The sequence below is a fragment of the Brasilonema sp. UFV-L1 genome (genome assembly GCF_012912105.1).
GTDB lineage: Bacteria > Cyanobacteriota > Cyanobacteriia > Cyanobacteriales > Nostocaceae > Brasilonema.
Genome location: NZ_QMEA01000062.1, coordinates 1 through 23,116 on the forward strand (window position 1 = coordinate 1; position 23,116 = coordinate 23,116).

Below are 23,116 nucleotides of genomic sequence, written 5' to 3' on the forward strand. Positions count from 1 at the left end.
AGATGGGGGGATGGGGGGAAGGAATATCCCCTTGTTCCCTTGTCTCCTTGTCTCCTTGTCCCAAAAGGCGGTAAGTCCGCAATACATTCTCCGTTTTTTGAGACTGCACTGTTTCTGGACGGGCTTGGACAACAAACAGTTCGTTGGTAATACCGTCTTTCGCCCATTCGATATCCATTGGGGTGTAAGTGTTGTTTACTTTAGAGTAATGCTCTTCAATCAAACACGCCCAACGAGCTAGTTGTAAAATTTCATCATCAGTCAGGGCGAATTTGCCTCTGTCACTTTCAGGAACTAGCACATTTTTCGTAAATTTAGAACCGTCATCATAAACCATTTTTAATTCTTTACTACCCAATCTTTTATCGACAATTGGGCGGAAATCTTCTTTAAGAGTTGGTTTAAAAACGTAGTATTCATCTGGGTTGACGGAACCCTGAACAACGTTTTCTCCTAAACCGTATGCTGCGCTAATCAGTGCAACATCTTTGAATCCTGTCTCTGTTTCAATCGAGAACATGACTCCAGAAGATGCTAAATCAGAACGCACCATTTTTTGCACGCCAACAGCAAGGGCAATGCTGAAGTGGTCAAATCCCTTAGTATGGCGGTAGGAAATGGCACGATCTGTAAATAGGGAAGCAAAGCATTTGTGACAAGCGGCTAAAACACTTTCTGTACCAGTCACGTTGAGGTAGCTTTCTTGCTGTCCGGCAAAACTGGCGTCGGGGAGGTCTTCTGCAGTTGCACTTGAACGCACTGCTACGTCTGTGTCTGGATTGTATCGCTCACATAAAGTTTGATATGCTTTAACTATCGCTTCCCTTAATTCTTTGGGAAATGGTGTGTGCAGTAAGAGCGATCGCGCTTTTTTCCCTCGTTCTCGTAAATTTTTTACATCTTCTACATCTAAGTCTGAAAAAAGTTCGCGCAAGCGTTCTTCTAGCCCAGCACCTTGAATGAAATAGCGATACGCGTAGGCTGTAGTCGCAAACCCGATAGGAACGTTGATACCTTTGGGTGTTAGTTGTTGAATCATCTCACCTAAAGATGCATTCTTCCCACCAACTATGGGTATGTCAGTAATGCCCACTTCATCAAACCACAGGACGAGCGATCGCTCCTTGGAGGATGATTGTAATAAAGTATTTTTTGCTACTGTATCCATCTGCATTTGCCTCCCTATTTGATGCCCTGACTGTTCGACGATTGCTTGCCTTTACGTAAGGTATATCACATTAAATCGTAAATGATTTTATAGTTTCTTTAGGTTTTACAGAAGAGATTTTAGATATTGCACTGACAAATCATCCAAAATCTAGGTTTTCTAACTCTCAGAATGCGTTGTCTACTCTAGAACAGTAAAAAGATTAAGTTTGCTTTGTTAAATTTACATTATTATTGGCAATTCATATATCTTGACTTGTTTTCATTTGCCTTAGAGATCACACTGTGCATGACTGCGGCAGAATCATACATCTATGACTACTATTTGAGATTCAACTATTCCGGAATTTTGTGTGTGATTGCTGGAGTTATATCTGTACCGCTTTAGCCTTCACAATAGGAAGTCAGCTAATGTTTGATGAGTTTGGTGACTCTCAAGTGCGCATTTTCTATTCTAGAAGAGTCAAAATATCAAGTTTGCTTGGTGAAATCCACATTGGCAATTCATATATGGAGTATCATTTGAAATGATAACTTTAGTAAATTTGTCAAACTAGCTGTTAAACCTGTTTGCAAAAATAGTGGCTTTTTTATAAAAGTATGTTATCAAAGGCAAAATCATTTCCCAAAACGCGTTAATTACAATGATTCAGGAACATATCAATCTTAGATCTCTCAAAGGTCGCACGGCATTTTTTCTCATTCATGGAGTTGGGGAACAAAACCCTTTTGAAACTGTGGATTATTCTGTACAAAATTTTATTAAATATTTTGAACAGCAAAATATGCCAGTCATTGCAGAACACTTAGTTGCGAAGCGAAGACGAGCGAATGGTTCTATTTGGACCGAAAGTTTTGTGCGCTTAAGTTCAAAAGATTCTGAACAAGATTGGTTAATTGATCTTCATGAATATTATTGGGCAAATCAGACGTCACACCAAATAAGCGTACCTGAGGTTTTGCAGTGGACAGAGCAGACGCTTGAAGGAACAATTAAGTTTTATAGCCTTGAAGAAAACAAGTCTCAATTAGATGAACTTTTACAAGTTAGTGATGAAAAACACTTGTTTAAATTTCGTTTGCGCTGGCTGACTATTTTTCTGCGCTTATTCAACTTTGTCTTCCCAGTGTTGCGACTGTTACTTTGGCTTATTCTGTCTTTACTAAATCCGTTTATGAGCGGTCGTTTTCTGCAATCTGCTTGGAAACTAAGTCAATCACTGATCACTCCACAACTAGTCAATTTAGTTGGCGACGTCGCTATATATACAACTACTGATGTCAAATCGCCTCACGAAAAAGTTCGAGACCAGATGCTTTGCGAATCCTTAGCATTATTGAAAGCTATTCTTAGAGATAAAGAAGTTAATTACGACCAAGTTATACTGATTGGGCATTCTCTCGGCAGCTGTATTGCCTACGATACACTTAACCGCCTCTGTATTGAAGCAAGTCTTTTAAAAGACAAAGGTAAAAGTCTATGCTTAGATAAGATTACAGGGCTAATAAGCTTTGGTTCACCACTAGACAAAATCGCCTTTTTTTGTAAGGAACAAGCACAGAAGCACCAGTACATTCGTGCTTCAATCTTAGAACACCTCAATTCCTTTTGCGTGAAACCGCAATCTGCAAAGACAACTCCATACTTCACCATCAATCCAGTGGATTGTAAGCTAGAGAAAATTCAATGGGTTAATTACTTCCATCAAAAAGATCCAATTAGCGGTCATCTTGATTACTACGATAATGTAGATAATTTCCCAATGAAATACGATGCTCGTTGGGGAATCGAAGCGCACATGGGATACTGGACAGACCCAAATTTTTACGAAGACATTGCTCGGCGCTTCCTGTATGCTTCAAATGAGCATAGTGTCAATCAGGAGTTGGTGAATAAATTTGATTCCAGCAAGGGTAGTGAACAGCTCATTGATGCTTGAGAGATACTTTCTACATGAGTTTTGAAGTCTCAAATACTGTCAATCAGCCATCTTTGAGTGTGCTTTTCTCGGTACAAACAGCATGTTAATATACATCTAAAACAAGCTTTTTGTAAAGATAAAACAACAGGAGACTCGCTGATTGCTAAACTACCCATTGACACTAGATTTGTATGATCACTCGCAAGCTTGTAAGAAGGAAGCAGTCATGGGCAAGTACGACAAGTTTTTTAACTCAAAAAAGAAATCAGAAGAATCACTCAGCCCAGAAGAAGCTATAGCGGCGATCGCGGTTGTTACAGCAGCCGCTGATTCTTCGTTAGAGGAAGTAGATCCAGAGTTTTTAGCCGATATCCTCTGGGGACTCGTTGATATTTATGAAGAATACTCAGACGACGAATTGTTAGAAAAACTTGATAAAGTCATAGCCATTGCAGAGGAAAATGGAGTAGGAGCGCTGTTCAATACTGCAAGAGATGTTCTGACAGACGAGTTAGTACTGGATGCTTATGCTGCGGGAGTCAGCGTACTTATAGACGAAGATGAACTGCGTATTCCCAAAGGGAAAACGACTTTGCTTAAAAAGCTGCAAGAAGCGATGGGAATTGACGATGAAGAAGCCCAAGAAGTCATGGACGAGGTGATCGCCACCTTTGAAGAAGTAGATGAAGACTTCGCAGAAGACGAGGATGAGACAGAACTTGAGGAAGACTCAAACCCAAACGTATATGAATCACCCTCAGGTAATTTTATAGTTCTGATTCCGGTGGAGATCAGCGAAGGTGGTAGAATTCAAACTCAAGAAGGGTCAGTCAACTTTTCTGATGACTCTGGCACATTGTTGAGAATTGATTATTATCCTATCTCCTCAAAACAGACGGAAGAAATAGATTCTGTGGGACAAGAAGAATATCTGCGTTCACTTCTCCTCAATAAGTATGTGCCTCAAACAATTGTTGCTAATCTACCAGATGCTCAGGTAAAGCATACAGAATACCACGAAGACATCTTACAAGGAGCTTACTTCGTGTTAGTTGATATGCCAGAAGTTTCAACAATAACCAAAACAGGAAACAACGGTACTGCAACAAAGTCGAATGCCTACCGAGGACTTCTGGCGTTTATCTACGACAACTTTTTGTATGTTGTCAGCAGCCAGCGCAGCTTTTTTGATGGAGAAAAACCAGGTTCTTTGGAAGAAGAAGCCGAGGGTATCAAGCAAAATCTTTTAAATTTTGTTGATACTATCGAGTTTACTTAGAATTGACAAGCTTTTACCAATTTTCACTATAGGGGTAGACGCATGATGGTTTGTAATCAGACATCGAGCTTGTTCTACCCCTGTTGTTTAGTGATACGATTTAGAGTTTTAGATTTGGGCATTCCATCTATTGACATTTGTTTTTCCAGGTGCAAGATGTAAGATAATGCAATTGATTATTTACTAAAAAATCTACGATTGTAACGGTCTTGATATTGTGCAATATATTCCACATTCTGCTGTTCTGTATTTGAGAGTAAGTTAGTTGGAAAATCTTTTGGTGAATAAAGAGGTCGATACCACGGCTGTTTATTAAAATACTGTTGTAAACCAGCAGTGTCAAAACGACGACCATGATGTGCGAAAATTGAATTTCGCATAATATCAAGCTCGAAACCATTTTTCCCATCTAAATCTTTATCTGTAACAAGTCTTTGAGAAAGCCAAGAATAATTATTAGCAGTTTTTGTAGTCACTAGCGGTGTTACAGAAGTTAAGGGAGGTGTAGATGAGGTAGAAATTTGCTTGAAATAGAAGCGATCAGGGGGTGAATTTGGATTTTTGCTTGCAAACGCACAATAAGCTTTGGAATTGACTTGTCCATAAGTTCTTAGTAAGTCAAGGCAATTGTTGCGTTCGCTAAAGATGGCGGTATAAACTTCAAATAACTGCTGATCCGACAAATTTGGATATTCTGGTATCCAAAACATTCCTGCTTCAGGATAACCAGCCGCCTGTAAATTTTTAACTTGCTGAGCAGCTGTTTGTGAATTTGCAAAGGCAGAATCTGCCAAAAAATAAAAAGAACTGGGAAGACTGTTACTATTTGTATTTGATTGTGCAGGCGTTGATACTTTTGGAAATTGAGGATTTGTCTTTTCAGATGCAGAAGTAGGTAAAGAACTGAGATTTTCTGATGGTATGAATGAAGTCGTTTGTTTTGCCACTGGCTGTTGTGAAGATTTTGTTAACACAAGACCAATAATGATAGATGCGCCAATCAATCCACCTGCAATTACACTTCCTATAAGGATACGATTTTGACTATGACTGCGAACTAGAGATGGTGTAGATGTGACCGTTTCAGGAGATGGTGTAGATACGGTAGGAGGTTGAGTAGAAGGCGGTTGTGTCGGTGGTAAAATTGTATTTGGTATTCCCTGCAAAGCTTGCAACATTTCTCTTGCACTAGCAAACCTATCCCTTGGATGATAAGCAATTGCTTTGTCAATCACAAATATCATTGTTGGGCTAATATTCAAGATATAAGGATGCCAAACAATCTCTCCAGTCTGTGGATTTATCTCTAATTCTTGTGGCTGTTTTCCTGTTAACAAATAAATAATTGTAATTCCTAAACTATATAAATCACTCACATAAACAGGTCTACCCATTGCTTGCTCGCTAGGCATATATCCTGGAGTTCCAATGATAATTGAGCTAGCAAGACTTCCTTGAGAATTGATGACTGTACCCATTGTTTCTCGTACAGCACCAAAATCAATCAGTACTGGTTTTTGATCGCGATCGCGCAAAATAATGTTATCCGGCTTGATATCACGGTGGACAATGTGCCTTGAGTGTATGTATTCTAATATAGGTAATAAAGTTAGTAATAATTCACGGACAGCACTTTCACTAAAAACTCCCTGTTGTTTGACTTTAGCTGTCAGCGTATTGCCTTCAATATACTCTTGAACCAAGTAGAAGAGTCCATTAGACTGAAAAAAAGCATATAAAACTGGTATTTGCTGACTACTTTCACCTAAATTTTCTAAAATCGCGGCTTCACGTTGAAATCTTTCTTGTACAAGTTGATAAATCTGAGGGTTATTGTGAATCGGTTTAAGTTGTTTTATAACACAACGACGAAGTGATGGCATTTGGGTATCTTCTGCTAAGAAAGTTTCACCAAATCCACCACTCCCTAAAGAACAGATAATTCGATAGCGATTGTTTAAAAGATTTGACATAAGCTCAGCTAATTAACAATTGAAAGCAGGGGTTAAAAAGTTTTTAAAATCATCCCCATCACAAACCCAACAATTAACCCAGAAGTATGCCCAACAAAACTAATGTGTGGAGTTGTTAAATCAAAGATGACTTGCACCACAATGACTGTTAACATTCCTCGCAAACTTCTAGCAGCAAGACGCGTTTTTTTCCTTCGCCAGTCGTGCAATAAGATTGCAGTAAAACCACCAACAAGACCCATCACACATCCTGATGCACCAACGACAAAATTAGATTGAGAGTATCCCAGAACTGACATATAAGTGACAGCCAGCATTGAGCCGATCGCACTCGTAAAGTACAATAGCAAAAATCGCGGCATTTTCAGAACAAATTCCACCAAGCGACCAAAGAAATAAAGACCAAGCATATTCAGTAATAGGTGCAAGAACCCGAAGTGAAGAAAAGCCGCTGTTAATAAGCGCCACCAACTTCCAGCAACAACTTCTTGTGGTACTAATGCACCTAAACGATATAGATTATTAAGGTTGGTACTACCTCCTAATTTCACTTCTAAAGCAAAGACAAGTAGATTCAAACTGATAATAGAATATGTGCCGATCTCATGACGTGGCTTAATGCTGAGTTTACTGTTATGTTTTGTTTCATACTCTATTTCTGTACAGATTTTAGAAAGAATTTCTTCTGATTTTTCAGTTAGTATTGTATGAGCAACAACCACAGGAGTGGATAAACGTCTTGCGACTGCGTTACGAATGCGAACATCACTGCTATCAGCAATACTCAAAAATTGCTCGTGAGCTATGATAAGTTCTCCCGCTGCTTGATCAACTGTTGCTAACCAGAATAATTTGATAGTGTTGGAATAATTCGCTAATGGACCATTGAATAATCTGGCTACATGTTCTGTTTGACCGCAAAAGGCTAGCACATACATACGTACTAGATTGCGTGTTCTCAGGTTGGGTATTTTTTCTAGACTACGCTCATAGCGCTCCCAAGCTTGGAGCATACCATTCAAATCGCCAGTTTCTCCAAGGACTCTCAGGTAGTACTTCAGCATATCAAAATCTTTTTGCAACATTGCTTCGCTGAGGCTATCTTGTATCCACATCAAGAGTTCTTCCCAACGAGCATCCATTTGGTAAAGATTAACAATTGCAGAACGACCAGTTGGTGTTGTCGCAGTTTGATAACGATCTAGAATTGCAATAGCTGAAGCTCTTTCTCCACGCTGGCTCAAATCTAGAGCATGTAATAATTTTGGTTGCTCGCGCCAACCATCTAATGGATGAAGCCAGGAAATTAGGCTTGCGACTGTGCTTGCTTGATCAAAACGTTGTTGAGCAATAAGTTGGTCAACCTTCCTGTGACCAAAACTAGGTAAAATAATTAAAATCCCCCATAAGCATCCACCTATTAAGCCACTTAAGGATGGAGTAAAATAGGAAAAAACTCCTATGACAACCAAGATGAATCCTGACACTATAATCCAGCCAAGATTATTCTGAGTAGAAATACGAGATGCACTCATCATGGTCGAGATGCACGATAGACACACAAGCCAAATCAGTATGTGATTAAGATCCATTGGATTTACACTAATCAGGAAATGCCTGGTTGTACAGCAATTCAGTCATTACTATTATGATTTTGTTTTCAATATGCGTGTATTAACTTTGTAAAAATCCAAGAAAGCTACACTTCCAAAGCCAGCGCTTTCAATGCTGATTTTTTGCCTATATTAAGCTTGACGTATGAACTCTACTCTTTTTAAAAGTGGGTGTACTCAATTTAGACATTACTAATCAGCTGTTTTAAATAATCACGCTGCTGTGGATCAAGACGATTCAATTCCGTCCCGGACTTTCCGATGATGTATCCTTGAACGTATCGAATTCCAAGTTGATATAACTTCCCTAATGTCACTGGACTTGTGTTGTCAAATCCTTCAATGACGACTTTTGGAGCATGAGAGCGCCCTTCACTAGCAAGGTCAAGCACAAAGCGACATGTAATATCAATAGATGCTTGGTGAAGAATATCACGATCTATCTTAACATGAGCAGGATTCAATCCTGCCAAGCGATTGACTGAAGCATGACCAACACCAAAGTCATCAATAGCAAACCCAATCTTTAACTCTCGTACATACTTCCCTAACTCTCTTCGGAAGACTTGTAAGGCAGACTTTTTAGACACGGTTTTATACTCTGGTAATGGAGACTTCTCGGAAATTTCTAATATCAGTTTTTCAGCCTGAAGCAGTTCTTCATCAGCCAAAATCTGCTTAACTGCTTTAAAATAGGTTTCGTGCATTAATGATTGTGGATATACATTGACCGATAGTTCTTGTATATCTTCAACTCTTCGTCTTCCTGGGGTACGCAAACAAGCAGCGTGATAAGCAGTTATAGCGTGTTGCATAAAATATATGTCAAGTTCAATCATAAATTGATCACCCCAAAGTTCTGCAGCCTCAAACAGATCAATAGGAGCAAAACCATTATCTGGATTGCGGGCTAAAGCTTCCCAACTGTAAATATATGGACGTTTTGGACTGAGATACAAAACTGGTTCAAAGTGAACTATCATTTGACTCAGACGTTCACGGAACAACTGAAATCTACGATGATACATTGCCAAAGAAACAAACCCATAAGCTCGTTTTAGATCATCCAGAATAGCAGCTTCTACTAAAGAAGTTTGCACAGAGGTTAACTCATGACTTGCTGAATACAAAGAGCTTAGAATTCGTCCGTACACTTCTCCTAAAATCGGGGAATTTTGAGATAAACCACAAACAACCATCAAATCATTCGTTAATAAAGATGGCAATGGTAAAAACATCAATGCTTTGGTTGTTTCTCTGTCTTCATAAAGAAGAAAGGCTCCATGATAATCTCGGCTAAAGACAGATTTGTCAGAAGAAAGTATTGGTAAAATTTGCGAAACAACAGTCTCAACATAAGTACTTTGGCTTAACTGTGTCGCTTCAAGATGACTTTGTGCTCGGATAATCCATTTATCCTGATATTGACGTAGAACAACTACAAAATCTGCGCTGGATGTGATGCGAACTGCTTCCAAAACTCGATTTTCTACGCTAGAAAGTGAAGATTCATCTGTTAGGAGTTTTATCAAACTATCGAGAAAAGCTTTGTAAGGTTCAAATGGATTGTTTAAAGGAGTGACCTCTAAACGTTGTTGAGAATGAAATTGTGCTTTAGAACTGATAAAAGTGGTCTGTTCTTTGGTATTCTGTTCTTGCCAGTTAGAGCTAGATTTAGCGAGAACAATTCGACCATAGTCTTGTCCATAACGTCCTGGAAGTTGATTAGAAGGAGCATGATTTCGGATGTAGGTTAACAAGCTATCAACTGTCACTTCACCAGTATCTTGTTCAATTGCTCCTCCTCTTAACCCCTGAAGCAAATAGTAAGTGAACACACTATTTTGAAATTCTTTACTTTCGTAAGAACTCACATCTGCTGGACATGAGACAATAGCAACTCGACCAGTTTCTCCTAAAAAGAATCTCTTGTCTATTAATTTTTCATCAGTGAGTATTTTGGTGACACTACTCATCGTTCCTTTAGTCACAGATGGAACAAATGCTCCGCTATGACAGCTATCTAGAATAAAAAGAACACATTTTGCCGGTGAAGCTAAGAAAATATCTTCGTAGAGTTCATCCATTCTCAAGCCTGCTCGTCTATTTTTCGTGAGTAAAGTCATAACATCTACATCACGAGTTCCTAGATAAGCTTTTCGTTGGTCTTGTCCAAGAATGAAACCATGTCCTGAAAAATAGACTAAAACAGTATCATTAGCAGTTGGTTTTTGTACAATTTCTCTAAAAAGGACTTCTCGTATATTATTTGTAGTTGCATCTTCTCCTAAGAGCAAAGTCGTGTTTTCTTCCAAGAAAATACTAGTTTCTATATCTGTCAAAAGTTTGTAAAAATCTTGACAATCTTTTTCAGCATATTCAAGAGAAGGTAAATATTGAGAATCATGATAATTATTAATTCCTATTAATACAGCATAGTTAGTCCTCTTCATAGCTAATTTCTCCAGATTTCTGCATATTGATATCTTGCATCTGCAAAATAAAATCTCAATTCTATAACGACTCTCCTTATATCTTGCACCCGGTTTTTGACAAGAGTGCAAGATATAAATTAAGAGAATTGATCTACCGTCAACCAATGCAAGAGACGTTGCATCCCGTCGTTCTACACACTGGAAATTCTCATCAGGCCCTAACAGCAACCGTATTGCCTTATGGCAAAGCCGTAACGCATCCTAGTACCGCTCTTACAAGGAAACACAACATCTACCTTGGTTTTGTTGGGTTGCACTGCGCTTAACCCAAGCTACAATTCTTCTTAACAGCAACCGTATTGCCTCTTACTGTAGATCAAAGAAGAAACTAATGACTAATTCAAATTCACCTTGAAAGTACCAACAGTTGCTTGTAATTGCTGAGAAATCTCCACAGTTTGTTGCAAAGATTGCGATACCTTGATTGAAGAATCACTTGTGCGCTGCGAGCAAGCAGCTATATCTTGCATTAATTGGCTAACGACATAGGATGTTTGCGCCTGTGATGTTGTCGCCAGGGAAATCGACTGTACTAAAGCGTCTATTTGCTGTGAAATTTCCAATATTTGAGCCAGATTTTCCTTGGCATCTTCAACAATGCGTGTACCTTCGACAACCTGAGTTGTTCCCAGTTCCATCGCTTGCACAACCTCGGTTGTTTCCCGTCGGATGTTCTCGACGATTTGTTCAATTTCTGTGGTTGCTACAGCACTACGGGCTGCTAATTCCCCAATTTCCTCTGCGACAACTGCAAAACCTTGACCTTCCTCACCCGCACGTGCGGCTTCGATTCCTGCATTAATCGATAGTAAGTTGGTTTGCATGGAAATCTGATTGATTAATGCCACCACACGCGAGATTTGTTGCGTTGATTCTCCCAAGCGTTTGACTTTCTTGCTGGTTTCGCCCACTGTTTCGCGCAAATACAAGATGTTTTGCACTGTCATATCCATTGCGATGCCACTTTTTTTGGCAGTTTGGGCGGCGCTGTTGGCAATTAAAGCTGCTTGTTGGGCGCTTTGAGCAACATATTCAATTGATTGGGTCATGTTATCAACTGCATCTAGTGTGCGGTTGATTTCTTCTGCTTGAGTCAGTGCTTCTTCTGCTAGTTCACGAATTGCACCAGAGTTTGTCCCAATCGCCTGATTCACTTGTAATGCTGATAGCTTCACTTTTGTTACAATCAAGCGCAAACTTTCAACGATAGAGTTGAAAAAGTCAGCAACTGTACCAATTTCACCTTGTTTGACTTCAGCACGCACTGTCAAATCACCTTTGGCTGCATCTTCAATATCATTTAGCAGTTCCAAAAGTTGCATTTTTAGGGCTTCTTTTTGTTTGCGTTCCTCAATTGAAGCTGTTTGAGCAAGTTGACGACTTTGTTCTATATCTTGAAGAAGCCTTGATTGTTCTAAAGCATAACCAACTTGAATTGCGACCTGTTTAAACAAAGTGATTTCTATATCTTGCCACTTTCGGTAATTAGAACACTGATGTGCTACCAATAAACCATATAGTTTTTTGTTGAGGAAAATAGGTGCCAGTAAATACGCTTTGACGGCAAATGATTCTAGCTGTTTAATGTATTGCTCGCTCAAATCGGCTTCGTAAATGTTTTCAACTGCTTTAACCCCACTCACCGTATAGTCTTGAGAGTGTTCTTCTGCATGAAACAGTTCAGTGAGATTTGTTTTTAAAGCTGCGGAACCTTCGTAATTAACGGATTTAGCAATAACTGTACCTAGATAGTTTTCGTCTAAACGATAGAAAAGCACTCGCTCAACTTGTATAACTTTTCGCGTACTAGAAACTGCTGCTTTTAAGATTTTTTTTGTGTCTAGCGATTCCCGCATACTCGTAGTTATTTCATTCAGTTGCATTGCAACTTTCGTTTCATTTTCTTGATATCGGATTTGTTCTACGAGTTTTTGTGCCATGATATTAAAATTAACGGCTAATTGACCGACTTCATCTGTAGAGAAAATCTCAGCGCGAGAAGAGCGATCGCCAGCCGCAAATTTTTGCGCTGTTTGCTGTAGGTTTTCGATAGGTTGAATAATTGTCCGCCGGAGAATAACTGCCCAAATTGCAATAATGATGAGTGCGAACACAACGGTGAGGGCTTGTTCCAGCAAACTTTGTAGTAGTAAATAATTTAAAGCTGTTTCTGGAGTTCCTCGCACTAAAATAGCACTTGAGTGCCCGTCAAAAATTGTTTGGGGTCCTTCAGCTTCTTCAACTATTTTATTAGGGACAGCTTTGGCTGCTATTGTGTAAGTTTGATTTCCTACAAATATGCGTCCAGTCACCGCTTTTCCATCGGTTGATCTTGCTGCCTCTTTCAGTAAAAACTCTCCTTCTTTTGGTAATTTTACATTCAACTGAGCTTGGTTTAAATCCTCAGTTTGACCTTTATCCAGAGAAGTCGCTAGAGTAAATTTTCCAGTCGGTTGACGTAAATAAACAGCACTGTAGCCGCCTCCAGTCGCTTGTAGAGTGTTCCTGACAATTGGGTCTTTGCCATTCACAATATCTCCGGAAACCAAAGCACCAACAACAGTACTTGTTTTTGGATCTCTCACAGGCGTTACCGTATAACGAATGAGAGCATCTTGATTGCTGAAACTATTTGGTAAAGGTGGTGATTCTTTACTCAACTCTGACCAGCTAACGATTCTACTAGCTTTAATTTGCTTAGGATTTTTAAAAACATCACTGACCAAGTTGTTAGGATTAAAAACTTCACCTTCACGGTTCTTATTCGCGTTGACAATAATCTTGAAATCTTTACCGACTAAGGTTGCATATTCAATTTTGCGAGCCTTGATTTCGTTCACCAGAATTCGCTTAACTTCTGCTTTTAAATCGGAACTTATGCTTTTGCTTGAGTTATAGTTGACAGAGGCTTTAATAATAGCAGTATTATCTGATTGCCCTCTAAACCCAAAGCCCATTTGATTAATTTTAATGTTGTAATTCGTATCTACAACTGCAACTTCTGACTTGGCTTGTTCAAGCAGTTGAGTCCGTAAGCCGTTAATAATAATTAGGGTGGCTCCAATACCTATTCCCAGAACAGACACTAATTCAGAAGCGATTAAAGCAATCAACTGTTTGCGACTAATAGGAAGGTTGTAGAACCATTTACTTAAAGACATAAAAATCTTTTGGTTAGCCACAATTTTTGCTTTTTTAACTCGGTGCAATATCTGATGATTTTTAGTCAGGGATATCCTGTTATTTTTGGTCATTAGAGTTTAAATGATCGTTGTGTATTTTATATTACATTCTGCCCTGACGCCTACATTATGCATGGGTAAATATACTGGAAAATGTTAAATGTTTTTATTTAACATTAGTAAATACACTTAACTGATGAATGACAAACTCTGCCTAAAATCTTTAAGTAAATGCACTAATAAATCAATCTTTCTTTAGGGGAATTCATTTATTCAAAATGATCAATCTTTATACCTCTTGCGGAGGAGTTCGCTCATTCAAAATTCATAATTGAATAAGCGAATTTCAGCGTTTAGTTAGAAGCTCCTGTCAGAGGAAAAATGATGTCATGTAAAGTTTTCAGCAATTCTTGCTCGTTGTAAGGTTTGGAAAAGTAAGCTCTGGCACCTAATTGCATTGCCAATTGACGATGTTTATCGCTACTGCGAGAGGTTAGCATAGCGACAGGTATATCTCTAAAGTCAGTATTTGATTTGATACGACCTAAAAAGCCATAACCATCAACACGAGGCATTTCAATATCACAAATAACAGCCTGAACTCTTAAACCACTCTGAAGTTTTTCTAGTGCATCTTGACCATCTTTAGCTTGTTCGACTTGATACCCTCCTTTCTCTAGAGTGAGGGCTAAGAAGCGGCGGACATTAATTGAGTCATCTACAATCAAAACGGTACCTTTTTGATGAATTGATGGTATTGATTTTTCGCTAGCTGGCGTTAGGAAAACAGTCTTTAACCTTGTCGATGGTAGTTGATTGGTTTTTGGTGTGCGCTGGTTGGTAACAATCCAATAAAGTAACTCGCTGGCATTTACGAGTGGGACTACCCGACCATCACCCAGAATGGTACAGTTGCTAAAGCCATTCGGTAAAGGTATGTTTCCTTCAACTCGACGGATGGCAACTTCTTGCTCACCCCAACAACGATCAACTTGCACCGCTACTAGTTGATTGCCTTGGTTGACGATGAGTATGCTAGGAGCATTAATTGCAGGAGGAGTTTCTAAGTCTGGGTTATCGTAACGGGGGCAATTAAACTCTAAATGCCGACCGAGACGAACTAACGGTAACATGCTTCCTTGCCAATTCAGGACTTCGCTGTTCGCCATTGAAAACACCTGCTCGTGATCAAGCAAGAAGATTTCTGAAACTACATCTGTAGGAAATGCTAAAAGCATTCGATGACTTTCTATCAGTAGGACTCTTGCGACTGAGAGTGTAAACGGCACTGATATCGTATAAGTAGTTCCCTTTCCTGATACGGTATTAACTTTAACGTCTCCCCGGACTTGTTTGAGGTTGCTACGAACCACATCCATCCCGACACCACGACCGGACAAAGCCGTCACTCGGTCAGATGTGCTAAATCCTGGCTCAAAAATGAGCGAGAGCAATTCTTCATCAGTTGCTTGTGCTATGAGAGTTGGTTCTAATCCCATAGCTATAGCACGGGCGCGAATTTTATCTAGTGAAATCCCACGTCCATCATCTCTGAGAGTCAGGATTGTGCGATTGTCTTGATGTGTGGCTTTAATCTCAATTAATCCTTGTTCTGGCTTACCGGAGGCGCGGCGTGTTGCTGGATCTTCTATACCGTGGTCGAAGGCATTTCGCAACATATGCATCAAAGGCTCATTTAAAGCCTCTAAGATGTTACGTTCAACTAAGATAGCTGCACCCTCAATTTTCAATTGCACGTTTTTGCCATACTCTACACACAGGTCGCGCAAAGCCCTAGGAAAGCGATCCACAATGTCAGATAATGGGCGCATCCGTACTTGAGTCAGCTTTCTTTGTAACTGCTTGGATGTTTTGGTAAGCTTGCGGGCAAATAGATCTGTATCGTCAAGACCGAGTTGAATATCACTGGTGACTTCCTGTACCTGAACGATAGTTTCCATCACTTCCTGAGAAAGCAGGTTTAATTCGTTATAGCTATCCATTTCTAAAGAATCAAACCCAGCTTGTGTCTGGTCGTCATCGTTAGATGCGATAGACGTCTCCACATTTTCACTTGGTAGTAATGGTAATAATGGAACACCAGATGACAGCACGCTCTGAGTTGCTATTCTGTCGTAAGCTGTACGTAATTGCTGATTTTCTCTGCCGAGAACTTGTACTCGCTGGTTCAAATTGCGAATCAGTTTGCGTAACTTCTCAAGTTGTAAATTCAATCCGTTACGCTGAATAATCAGTTCTCCGAACAAATCATTAATTTGTTCGAGTTGCTTGCTAGGAACTCGAACTGTATTTTCTGGAGGTTCATTCTTATTGTGGTTGTTACCAACAGTTTGTTCGACTTTCTGCTCAATAAATTTGTAATTTGTTGTCTGATTTTCTGGCTCAATATCTGTATTTTGTTCGACTTCAAATTGAGCTTTAATCTCATCTGCAAAAGCTGCTTCTAAAGCTTCAAAATCAGCTGCAATGATTTCACGATCTAGCCAATTTTCTTCTGTTTCTTCTGATTGTAGGATATCTGTTTGCGTAACTTCTGTTTCTGGATCTAGCGTGGGTACGACTTCTACTTTTGGTAGTTCTTTTTGGGTATGTGCTGCACCAACTACGATCAAATCATCTAGTTTAATTTCTGTTGGTAACCTATCTAGTTGATTTGTGATCACTAACGCTTGCGATCGCCGCCATGCTTCCAATGCTGCACGAGCAACTGTTTCAATTTCAGAGGGAGCAACAGTTTCCAAGTAGTTTCCTACTGATTCGCAAAGCTGAGTAAAAGCTGATAATTGCAGCATTTCACCCAAACCACCCAACTCAGCTGCCATAATCGCAACTTCTTCTTTTAAACAGGGCTGTGCGCTATCTGCCAACACAGATTCTAGGCGTTCTAAACACCCTTCTACCTCTGTTTCAAACAGTAAAGGAATGATGTCTTGCCCGTCTTCTGGAGACAGCATAGTTGCTGCATCCTCTGGGCTTGGATCACCTAAACGCGCATGCAGTTCTTCAAACACTGGATAACAGAAAGTTGATAACCAATGTTCATCTATAGGATTGCCTTGTGATAACAATTCCACTATCTGACGTAGCCAATCTACTCCAGATAGCAATAAACTTTGTAATTCTGTGTCAATTTCTAAAGAGTTTTTCCTAGTTTTTAAAACTTTAAAGGAATCTTCCAAGCGGTGAGCCAAATCACTTAGGGAGCGAAATCCCATCATGCCTGCGCCACCTTTTATTGAGTGGGCAGCTCGAAGTGCGGCATTAATTTTTTCTTGAGAAATACGATGATTGTTATTGAATTCTAACAATACCCCTTCTAGGGTATTTAAGTAATCGGTCGCTTCCTCCAGAAATTGCATCTGGATTTCTAATTCTTTGTCTTGTGACATAGTCTTTGCTATTAGTCATTAGTCATTAGTCATTAGTCATTAATCATGAATCATTAGGAGGCAGTGCGGTGAGAGCAGCACTGTGGGAGGGTAACCCAAAGGCAGGTGACTGGCAAACCCGCCTGTCCGTTGGATGACGAACTGAAGACAGTTGTATCTAGCGTCACCTCCAGTCTTCACTAATTATCAGTCATTGGTCAAGGGTCAGATACAAATGACAAAAGACAAAAGACCAATGACTAATTCACCTTGAAGGTACCAACAGTTGCTTGTAATTGCTGAGAAATCTCGACAGTTTCTTGCAAAGATTGCGATACCTTGATCGAAGAATCACTTGTGCGCTGCGAGCAAGCAGCTATATTTTGCATTAATTGGCTCACTGTTTGTGATGTTTGCGCCTGTGATGTTGTCGCCAGAGAAATCGACTGCACCAAAGCGTCTATTTGCCGTGAAATTTCCAATATCTGAGCTAGATTTTGCTTGGCATCTTCGACAATGCGTGTACCTTCGACAACCTGAGTTGTTCCCAGTTCCATCGCTTGCACAACCTCGGTTGTTTCCCGTTGGATGTTCTCGACAATTTGTTCAATTTCTGTGGTTGCTGCAGCACTGCGGGCTGCTAATTCCCCAACTTCCTCTGCGACAACGGCAAAACCTTGACCTTCCTCACCTGCACGTGCGGCTTCAATTCCTGCATTAATCGCAAGTAAGTTGGTTTGCATGGAAATCTGATTGATTAATGCCACGACACGTGAGATTTGTTGCGTTGATTCTCCCAAGCGCTTAACTTTTTTGGTGGTTTCGCCCACTGTTTCGCGCAAATACAAAATGTTTTGCACTGTCATATCCATTGCGATGCCACTTTTTTTAGCAGTTTGGGCGGCGCTATTGGCAATTAAAGCTGCTTGTTGGGCGCTTTGAGCAACATATTCAATTGATTGGGTCATGTTATCAACTGCATCTAGTGTGTGGTTGATTTCTGCTGCTTGAGTCAGTGCTTCCTCTGCGAGTTGATGGATTGCCCCGGAGTTTGTCCCAATTGCTTCATTGACTTGGGTGGCGGTTTGTTGAACTTGAGTGACAATCAACCGCAAACTTTCAACGATAGAATTGAAAAAGTCAGCAACTGTGCCAATTTCTCCCGCTGTCACTTCAGCACGCACTGTTAAGTCACCACTGGCTGCACCCTCAACTTCAGAAAGAAGTTCCAAAAGTTGCATTTGCAGAGTTTCTTTTTCTTGGCGTTCGTCTCTGGATACTCTTTCTGCGATCGCCCTTGCTTTTTCTACCTCTTCAAGAAGCTGTGCTTGTTCTAGAGCATAGCCGACTTGGGTAGCTAGTTGTCTAAACAAATCTATCTCCGGTTGTTGCCAATTCCGGGGACTTTCGCAGTGATGAGCAATGATTAAGCCTACCAGTTCTCCTTCGAGAATAATTGGTGCGACCAAATTTGCCTTCACAGCAAATTTTTCCAACATTTTGATGTAACACTCTGCGTTGCTGAGGTTATTATCTTGATAAATATTAGATATTGCTCGTACTCGACCATCTTTATAACTTTCTGCGTAACGTTCTCGAAAACAAGGATCATCGATTCGAACTCCTAACATTCTTGGTAATCCAGCCGTAACTGATTCAGCGACGACATTTCCATCTAAGGTTTCTAAATTGAATTTATAAATGAGAACCCTGTCTGTTTTTATTGCTTGACGAACTTCTCTGACAGCTGTTTTGTAGATGTCCTCTACTTTGAGACTTCTACGAGTACGCAGGGTAATATCTGTTAGTAACCTTGCCTTTTCTGTGTCTAGCGCTTGTTGTTTCACCAGGGTTTGGAGTTGCGACGCCATTTGATTGATGTTATCGCTCAAAATGCCGAACTCGTCTTGTGATTGTACTTCCAAACGGGTACTGAGCTCTCCTTTACCGAGTTTTGCCACTGCTGTGGTTGCTTTCGTAATTGGTTCTGTGATTCGTTTGGCTAACCAGACTGCAATTAACGCAACAATTAATGCTGTCAATCCTGTTCCAACTGCAACTGTTAACAATAATTGTCTTTGAGCGTCAAATGCTATTGCTGTGTCTGTCGCTAGAATGAATCGCCAATTCAAATTCGGCAATCCATCTTGTGTTCTGGATGAGTAGCTAACAAGTTGCTCTTGGTTATCAGTTTGATTAACACTAATAAAAGTATCGTCTTTTTTTACTTGCTGTTCTAAGCCAGGAAAATCTGATTTAGCACTATTACCTATATATTTCTTGTCCGTTGCCAAGAAGATTTTTCCCGTTCCATCAATCAAGTAGTACTTGTGCCCTGATTGTGCATAATTTTTAATGACATTATCTAGAGCTTTTACGGGTATCTTCGCTCTGACTACGGCAATTGTTTCTCCTGTAGAACTTTTGATAGGTGTTGCAATCGTAATACGAGACTCACTTATGTTTTTTGTGACTTCTGGTTGACTGATGTAAAAACGGTCATTTTGCCGTATTGCTTTAAAGTCCTGACTACTGCTTTGATTAGGAATTAAGTTTCCCTGAGATTGTGCAATCACATCACCGTTTAAGTTAAGTATCACAATGCTGTCATAAACTTTATAAGTATCTATAAACTTATCCAGCAATGCTTGCTTTTCCTTTTGAGAGAGAGTATTGCTTAGGTTAGAATTTGTGAAGATTGGTAGATTAGATGTAAGTTGAATATTGTGATACCGTTCTGTCATGAAACGGTTCACTTTGTCTGCTAAACCTTTGGCTTCTGCTTGTTGAATTTGAGAAATTTTATTCGTTAAGGAGTTATTCGCAACAAAGTAAACAAGTGCTCCAATTGCTAAGACAGGAAGTGTGCCAATAGCGATCGCCAGTAATGTCGCTTTGGTACCTAAACTTAGCCGCCGCAAGGTTGAAGATGCGCGATTTGGTGTCATCTGATGAGCAGATTCAGGATTCACCTCGTGAGCCAATTTTTTGCCATTGTTATTCGTGACATTTTCAGATGACGAAACAGATGCTCCATTTTGAGTTTCAATATTTTTAGCTGGATCAGTTTTATTAAACATTAAGATATTCTCCTATGCTGGTGAATGAAAATACGAAAAATTCAGTGTTCTCTTTGGAGTACACCCTAATCACTGCGGAGAATAGAAGATTGCACAATTGCTTGTGCATCTAAGACAAGTAATATTTCACTTTGTTGAACAACGCAACCACGTAGATAAGGGATTAAACTGGCTGCCACTTGTCCCATAGGAGAGCGAACCTCTTCAGGCATAAACTTAGTGGTACCTTGTATCTCTTGTACGACCAAGCCTAAAAGTACTGAATCTACCCGGATAATCACTACATTATACTGCCGAAGCCTGCTATCTAGATATTCTAGATTGAACATCTTTGGTAAATCAACCACCCAAACTATGCGACTGCGCCAGTTCATCAATCCTATGATACAGCTAGGCATATTTGGCATTGATGATATGGTCTCAACAGGCACAACAACTGCTTCTTGGGTGTGTCTCATTGGTAGAGTGGCAGATGTATGTCTATTTAGCCGAAACTTAAGATAGCCATCCCCCAAGCTATTTTGATTTTGTTTTAGAGAGAGTGCTAGTTTGGAACTATTCATTTGATTCAAATGACTACTGATTTAATTGCTCGTAGGAGCTGCTCTCGAGTGTAAGGTTTTGTTACATAGGCGTCAGCGCCTTGTCTCATTGCCCACAATCGATCAATCTCCTGATTTTTAGAACTGCAAATGACAATCGGCACTTTTTGAGTAGCCGGATTTCTCTTGAGAGAACGACACAACTCAAAACCGCTCATTCCCGGCATAACCACATCAGTGACGATCACGTCTAGGTTTTGTGACTGTGCTTTTTCTATTGCTTCCTTTGCACCAGTGGCTTGAATCACGTTATAACCACTTTCTACGAGATAATGGCTCATCAGTTCCAATTCACTGGGCGAATCTTCAACAATCAAAATTGTGCCAAGCAAAGTAATACTCATCCCTATATCTCCTATACAATTAAATGTACTTTATAAAACTCTATGACTGTTCTTTTCCTCTCGACTTCAATGACCAAGATGTTTAAACACCATTTTCAACAAATCTGATTGAGTAAAGGGCTTAGTCAAATACCCTGAAGCTCTCACCATTTTTGCCTTTGCTCTGTCTATAAATCCTGTTCTGCCAGTTACCATAACAATAGGGATATTCTTAAAAGCTGAATGCCTCCGCAACAAAGAACATAGCTCATAGCCATCTAAATTAGGCATTTCTACATCTAGTAAAATCAGGTCAGGCTTGCTGCGGAGAATTTGCATCAAAGCTTTGACAGGATCGTTGATCATTACAACTGAAAATGTGCTTTCATCTAAAAAGTGCTTGATAGAGTTTAAAACTGTGGGGCTATCATCTATACAGGCAATTGTGTATGTATTTTTGCCACGAGGTTGTTGTAAATCTTTGTTGTTGTTCAGATGAGAAGTCTCAAAATTGTTGTGATTTGGCAATTGTTCCCCGACTTTGACTTGATTATGCTGCATTGCAGGAACTTCAGTGCTAGGTATAAGTTCGGAATTCACTTGCGTATCAATCGTTGATTGAGTCTGTTGGTGATTGCGTAACTGTTTTTGACAATGTTCTACAAGTAATCGCAAGTCCAAACGACAGAATTTTGGTAATTCATTTAAAGAAGTTTCACTTTTAAATTCATAGCTTCCTTGTTTTATTATGAGAAATGACTCCAGGACTTCTTTGGCCAATTCATCTATCAAGACAGCTGCTTGCGGAGGAGTAATATATTCTTCATTAACTAACCAGCAAATAGCTTGATAATCTGGTTGTGACGTTGACTGATTCGCTGTGTTTTGCTCAAATATGGGCCTTAGCCGCATAAGAGATGTACTCGTAAGATTGTTTGTTTGTTGGTCCAAGCGACTCAAAATATTTTCAAGCCGCTCAAACATTTTATCTGAAGAGGCATAAACTAGTTTACCGTCTTCTAGATAGATTGACCAAGAAACCGATTCTGTAAATACTTGTAAGCACCCTGTAGCACGCCGACTTGTTAATTGTGCTAGTAGAGATAGCGGGTGTAGTTTCTGAAAAAACTTGTAGCTACCTATAGGAGTTGTGCTCATTTTGCTTTTACTTGGGCTAAATTCTTGCTAATGTGAGCTAAATTTATGCAGGGTTTTTCTACAATTTCATTGAAACGGTTAAAAACTTTTGTTATAAAAAATACAAAAGCCTAGCTTTAAGATTTGCGGAAAAACTCAGTGTTAGCACCCTTTTATCTGGATAGAAAAACCTCAGATAATTCGCAAATTGCAGTGAAATTTACTAACTTATACTGAGATTAGCAGACATCTTTACACGACAAGTAAAAAAAATGTAAAGACTAGATGAAGCCATGAGACTTAGAGTAAACCTTTTCTAATGGCAACCGAAATAATACTGCTTTTTTTATTCAGTCCAACCCTGCTATCTTTAGTACTCGTACCTAAGTATAGTACGGTTTTTAGAACCTGCGTAAATCTCAGGTCTGTTTTGCTAGTACAACAGTATTTTTACTTGTCAAATCTGTAAAGTATAACATAAAAAATCCAGACTACAGAACACTGCCACTGTCTTTTATATACTTCACAGCCTTAATTTGCCAATGATATGACTCATACAACTTTGACAGACCGAGAGTTGAAGTTTATACGAAAAATTTTTTAACTATAAGAATGACAAGAAAATTCTAACGACCGTTGAATTTATATTTCGTTGTATTAATTGTCATTGTAGTGGTCTTTCTTGAGATGATTCTACGGTCAAAAATACACGATACACGGTGCTTTTTAAAACATGTTTATACTTAGCTTGCTTTGATTTCAAATCAATATTTTTCCAGAAAAATCAAGATTGCTTGGTTTGAGTCTACACATTTCCCACTTTCGGGACAAATTTTCTGTGTATGGAGGTGTATGGAGGTGAGTCGCGTGGAAATTTGCTCAAATCCTAGTTTGAAAGGACTTATTCTTTTGCCACATAGAAGAATTCAGCCTATTTGACTCCCTTATTCAATT

Annotated in this window: 12 protein-coding genes; 2 read left to right on the forward strand and 10 right to left on the reverse strand. The window is 39.5% G+C overall.

Annotation, left to right across the window (positions count from 1 at the left end):
- Positions 1-1,168: PEP/pyruvate-binding domain-containing protein (locus DP117_RS18160; RefSeq protein ID WP_282440299.1), on the reverse strand; the 1,168-nt coding region annotated here is incomplete at its 3' end.
- A gap of 643 nt (positions 1,169-1,811) precedes the next feature.
- Between DP117_RS18160 and DP117_RS18165 the strand changes: the two genes are divergently transcribed.
- Both DP117_RS18165 and DP117_RS18170 read left to right on the forward strand, forming a co-directional pair.
- Positions 1,812-3,107, forward strand: coding sequence for a hypothetical protein (locus DP117_RS18165; RefSeq protein ID WP_169219688.1), 1,296 nt, complete (start codon positions 1,812-1,814; stop codon positions 3,105-3,107).
- A 208-nt stretch (positions 3,108-3,315) separates the two neighbouring features.
- Positions 3,316-4,368: a tellurite resistance TerB family protein gene (locus DP117_RS18170; RefSeq protein ID WP_169219734.1), complete on the forward strand. Its 1,053-nt coding sequence runs from the start codon at positions 3,316-3,318 to the stop codon at positions 4,366-4,368.
- Positions 4,369-4,544: 176 nt separating this feature from the next.
- On the opposite strand, the gene DP117_RS18175 is transcribed toward DP117_RS18170, so the two are convergent.
- The 9 genes from DP117_RS18175 to DP117_RS18215 form a co-directional block, all read right to left on the reverse strand.
- A complete protein-coding gene (locus tag DP117_RS18175; RefSeq protein ID WP_169219689.1) occupies positions 4,545-6,341 on the reverse strand; it encodes a YARHG domain-containing protein in 1,797 nt (598 codons plus the stop codon).
- 32 nt (positions 6,342-6,373) lie between these two features.
- A complete protein-coding gene (locus DP117_RS18180) occupies positions 6,374-7,879 on the reverse strand; it encodes a rhomboid family intramembrane serine protease (RefSeq protein ID WP_248277706.1) in 1,506 nt (501 codons plus the stop codon).
- 257 nt (positions 7,880-8,136) lie between these two features.
- On the reverse strand, positions 8,137-10,407 hold the full coding sequence (locus DP117_RS18185; protein ID WP_169219690.1) for an EAL domain-containing protein: 2,271 nt from the start codon (positions 10,405-10,407) through the stop codon (positions 8,137-8,139).
- Positions 10,408-10,784: 377 nt separating this feature from the next.
- Entirely contained in the window at positions 10,785-13,610 is a 2,826-nt protein-coding gene (locus tag DP117_RS18190; protein WP_248277707.1) for a methyl-accepting chemotaxis protein, read from the reverse strand.
- Positions 13,611-13,984: 374 nt separating this feature from the next.
- Complete coding sequence (locus DP117_RS18195) at positions 13,985-17,041, reverse strand: hybrid sensor histidine kinase/response regulator (protein WP_169219692.1); 3,057 nt, start codon at positions 17,039-17,041, stop codon at positions 13,985-13,987.
- A 239-nt stretch (positions 17,042-17,280) separates the two neighbouring features.
- On the reverse strand, positions 17,281-20,100 hold the full coding sequence (locus DP117_RS18200; protein ID WP_169219693.1) for a methyl-accepting chemotaxis protein: 2,820 nt from the start codon (positions 20,098-20,100) through the stop codon (positions 17,281-17,283).
- A 65-nt stretch (positions 20,101-20,165) separates the two neighbouring features.
- Positions 20,166-20,663: a chemotaxis protein CheW gene (locus DP117_RS18205; RefSeq protein WP_169219694.1), complete on the reverse strand. Its 498-nt coding sequence runs from the start codon at positions 20,661-20,663 to the stop codon at positions 20,166-20,168.
- A 5-nt stretch (positions 20,664-20,668) separates the two neighbouring features.
- Positions 20,669-21,046 (reverse strand): response regulator, encoded by a 378-nt coding sequence (locus tag DP117_RS18210; protein WP_169219695.1) that lies wholly within the window; start codon positions 21,044-21,046, stop codon positions 20,669-20,671.
- Positions 21,047-21,112: 66 nt separating this feature from the next.
- Positions 21,113-22,183, reverse strand: coding sequence for a response regulator (locus tag DP117_RS18215; protein ID WP_169219696.1), 1,071 nt, complete (start codon positions 22,181-22,183; stop codon positions 21,113-21,115).
- Positions 22,184-23,116: the final 933 nt, after the last annotated feature.

What these genes read in the sequence shown, in the direction of transcription:
- DP117_RS18165 (WP_169219688.1), top strand. Translation starts at nt 1,812, where the DNA reads ATGATTCAGGAACATATCAATCTTAGATCTCTCAAAGGTCGCACGGCA.
- DP117_RS18170 (WP_169219734.1), top strand. Translation starts at nt 3,316, where the DNA reads ATGGGCAAGTACGACAAGTTTTTTAACTCAAAAAAGAAATCAGAAGAA.
- DP117_RS18175 (WP_169219689.1), bottom strand. Translation starts at nt 6,341, where the DNA reads ATGTCAAATCTTTTAAACAATCGCTATCGAATTATCTGTTCTTTAGGG.
- DP117_RS18180 (WP_248277706.1), bottom strand. Translation starts at nt 7,879, where the DNA reads ATGATGAGTGCATCTCGTATTTCTACTCAGAATAATCTTGGCTGGATT.
- DP117_RS18185 (WP_169219690.1), bottom strand. Translation starts at nt 10,407, where the DNA reads ATGAAGAGGACTAACTATGCTGTATTAATAGGAATTAATAATTATCAT.
- DP117_RS18190 (WP_248277707.1), bottom strand. Translation starts at nt 13,610, where the DNA reads ATGTCTTTAAGTAAATGGTTCTACAACCTTCCTATTAGTCGCAAACAG.
- DP117_RS18195 (WP_169219692.1), bottom strand. Translation starts at nt 17,041, where the DNA reads ATGTCACAAGACAAAGAATTAGAAATCCAGATGCAATTTCTGGAGGAA.
- DP117_RS18200 (WP_169219693.1), bottom strand. Translation starts at nt 20,100, where the DNA reads ATGTTTAATAAAACTGATCCAGCTAAAAATATTGAAACTCAAAATGGA.
- DP117_RS18205 (WP_169219694.1), bottom strand. Translation starts at nt 20,663, where the DNA reads ATGAATAGTTCCAAACTAGCACTCTCTCTAAAACAAAATCAAAATAGC.
- DP117_RS18210 (WP_169219695.1), bottom strand. Translation starts at nt 21,046, where the DNA reads ATGAGTATTACTTTGCTTGGCACAATTTTGATTGTTGAAGATTCGCCC.
- DP117_RS18215 (WP_169219696.1), bottom strand. Translation starts at nt 22,183, where the DNA reads ATGAGCACAACTCCTATAGGTAGCTACAAGTTTTTTCAGAAACTACAC.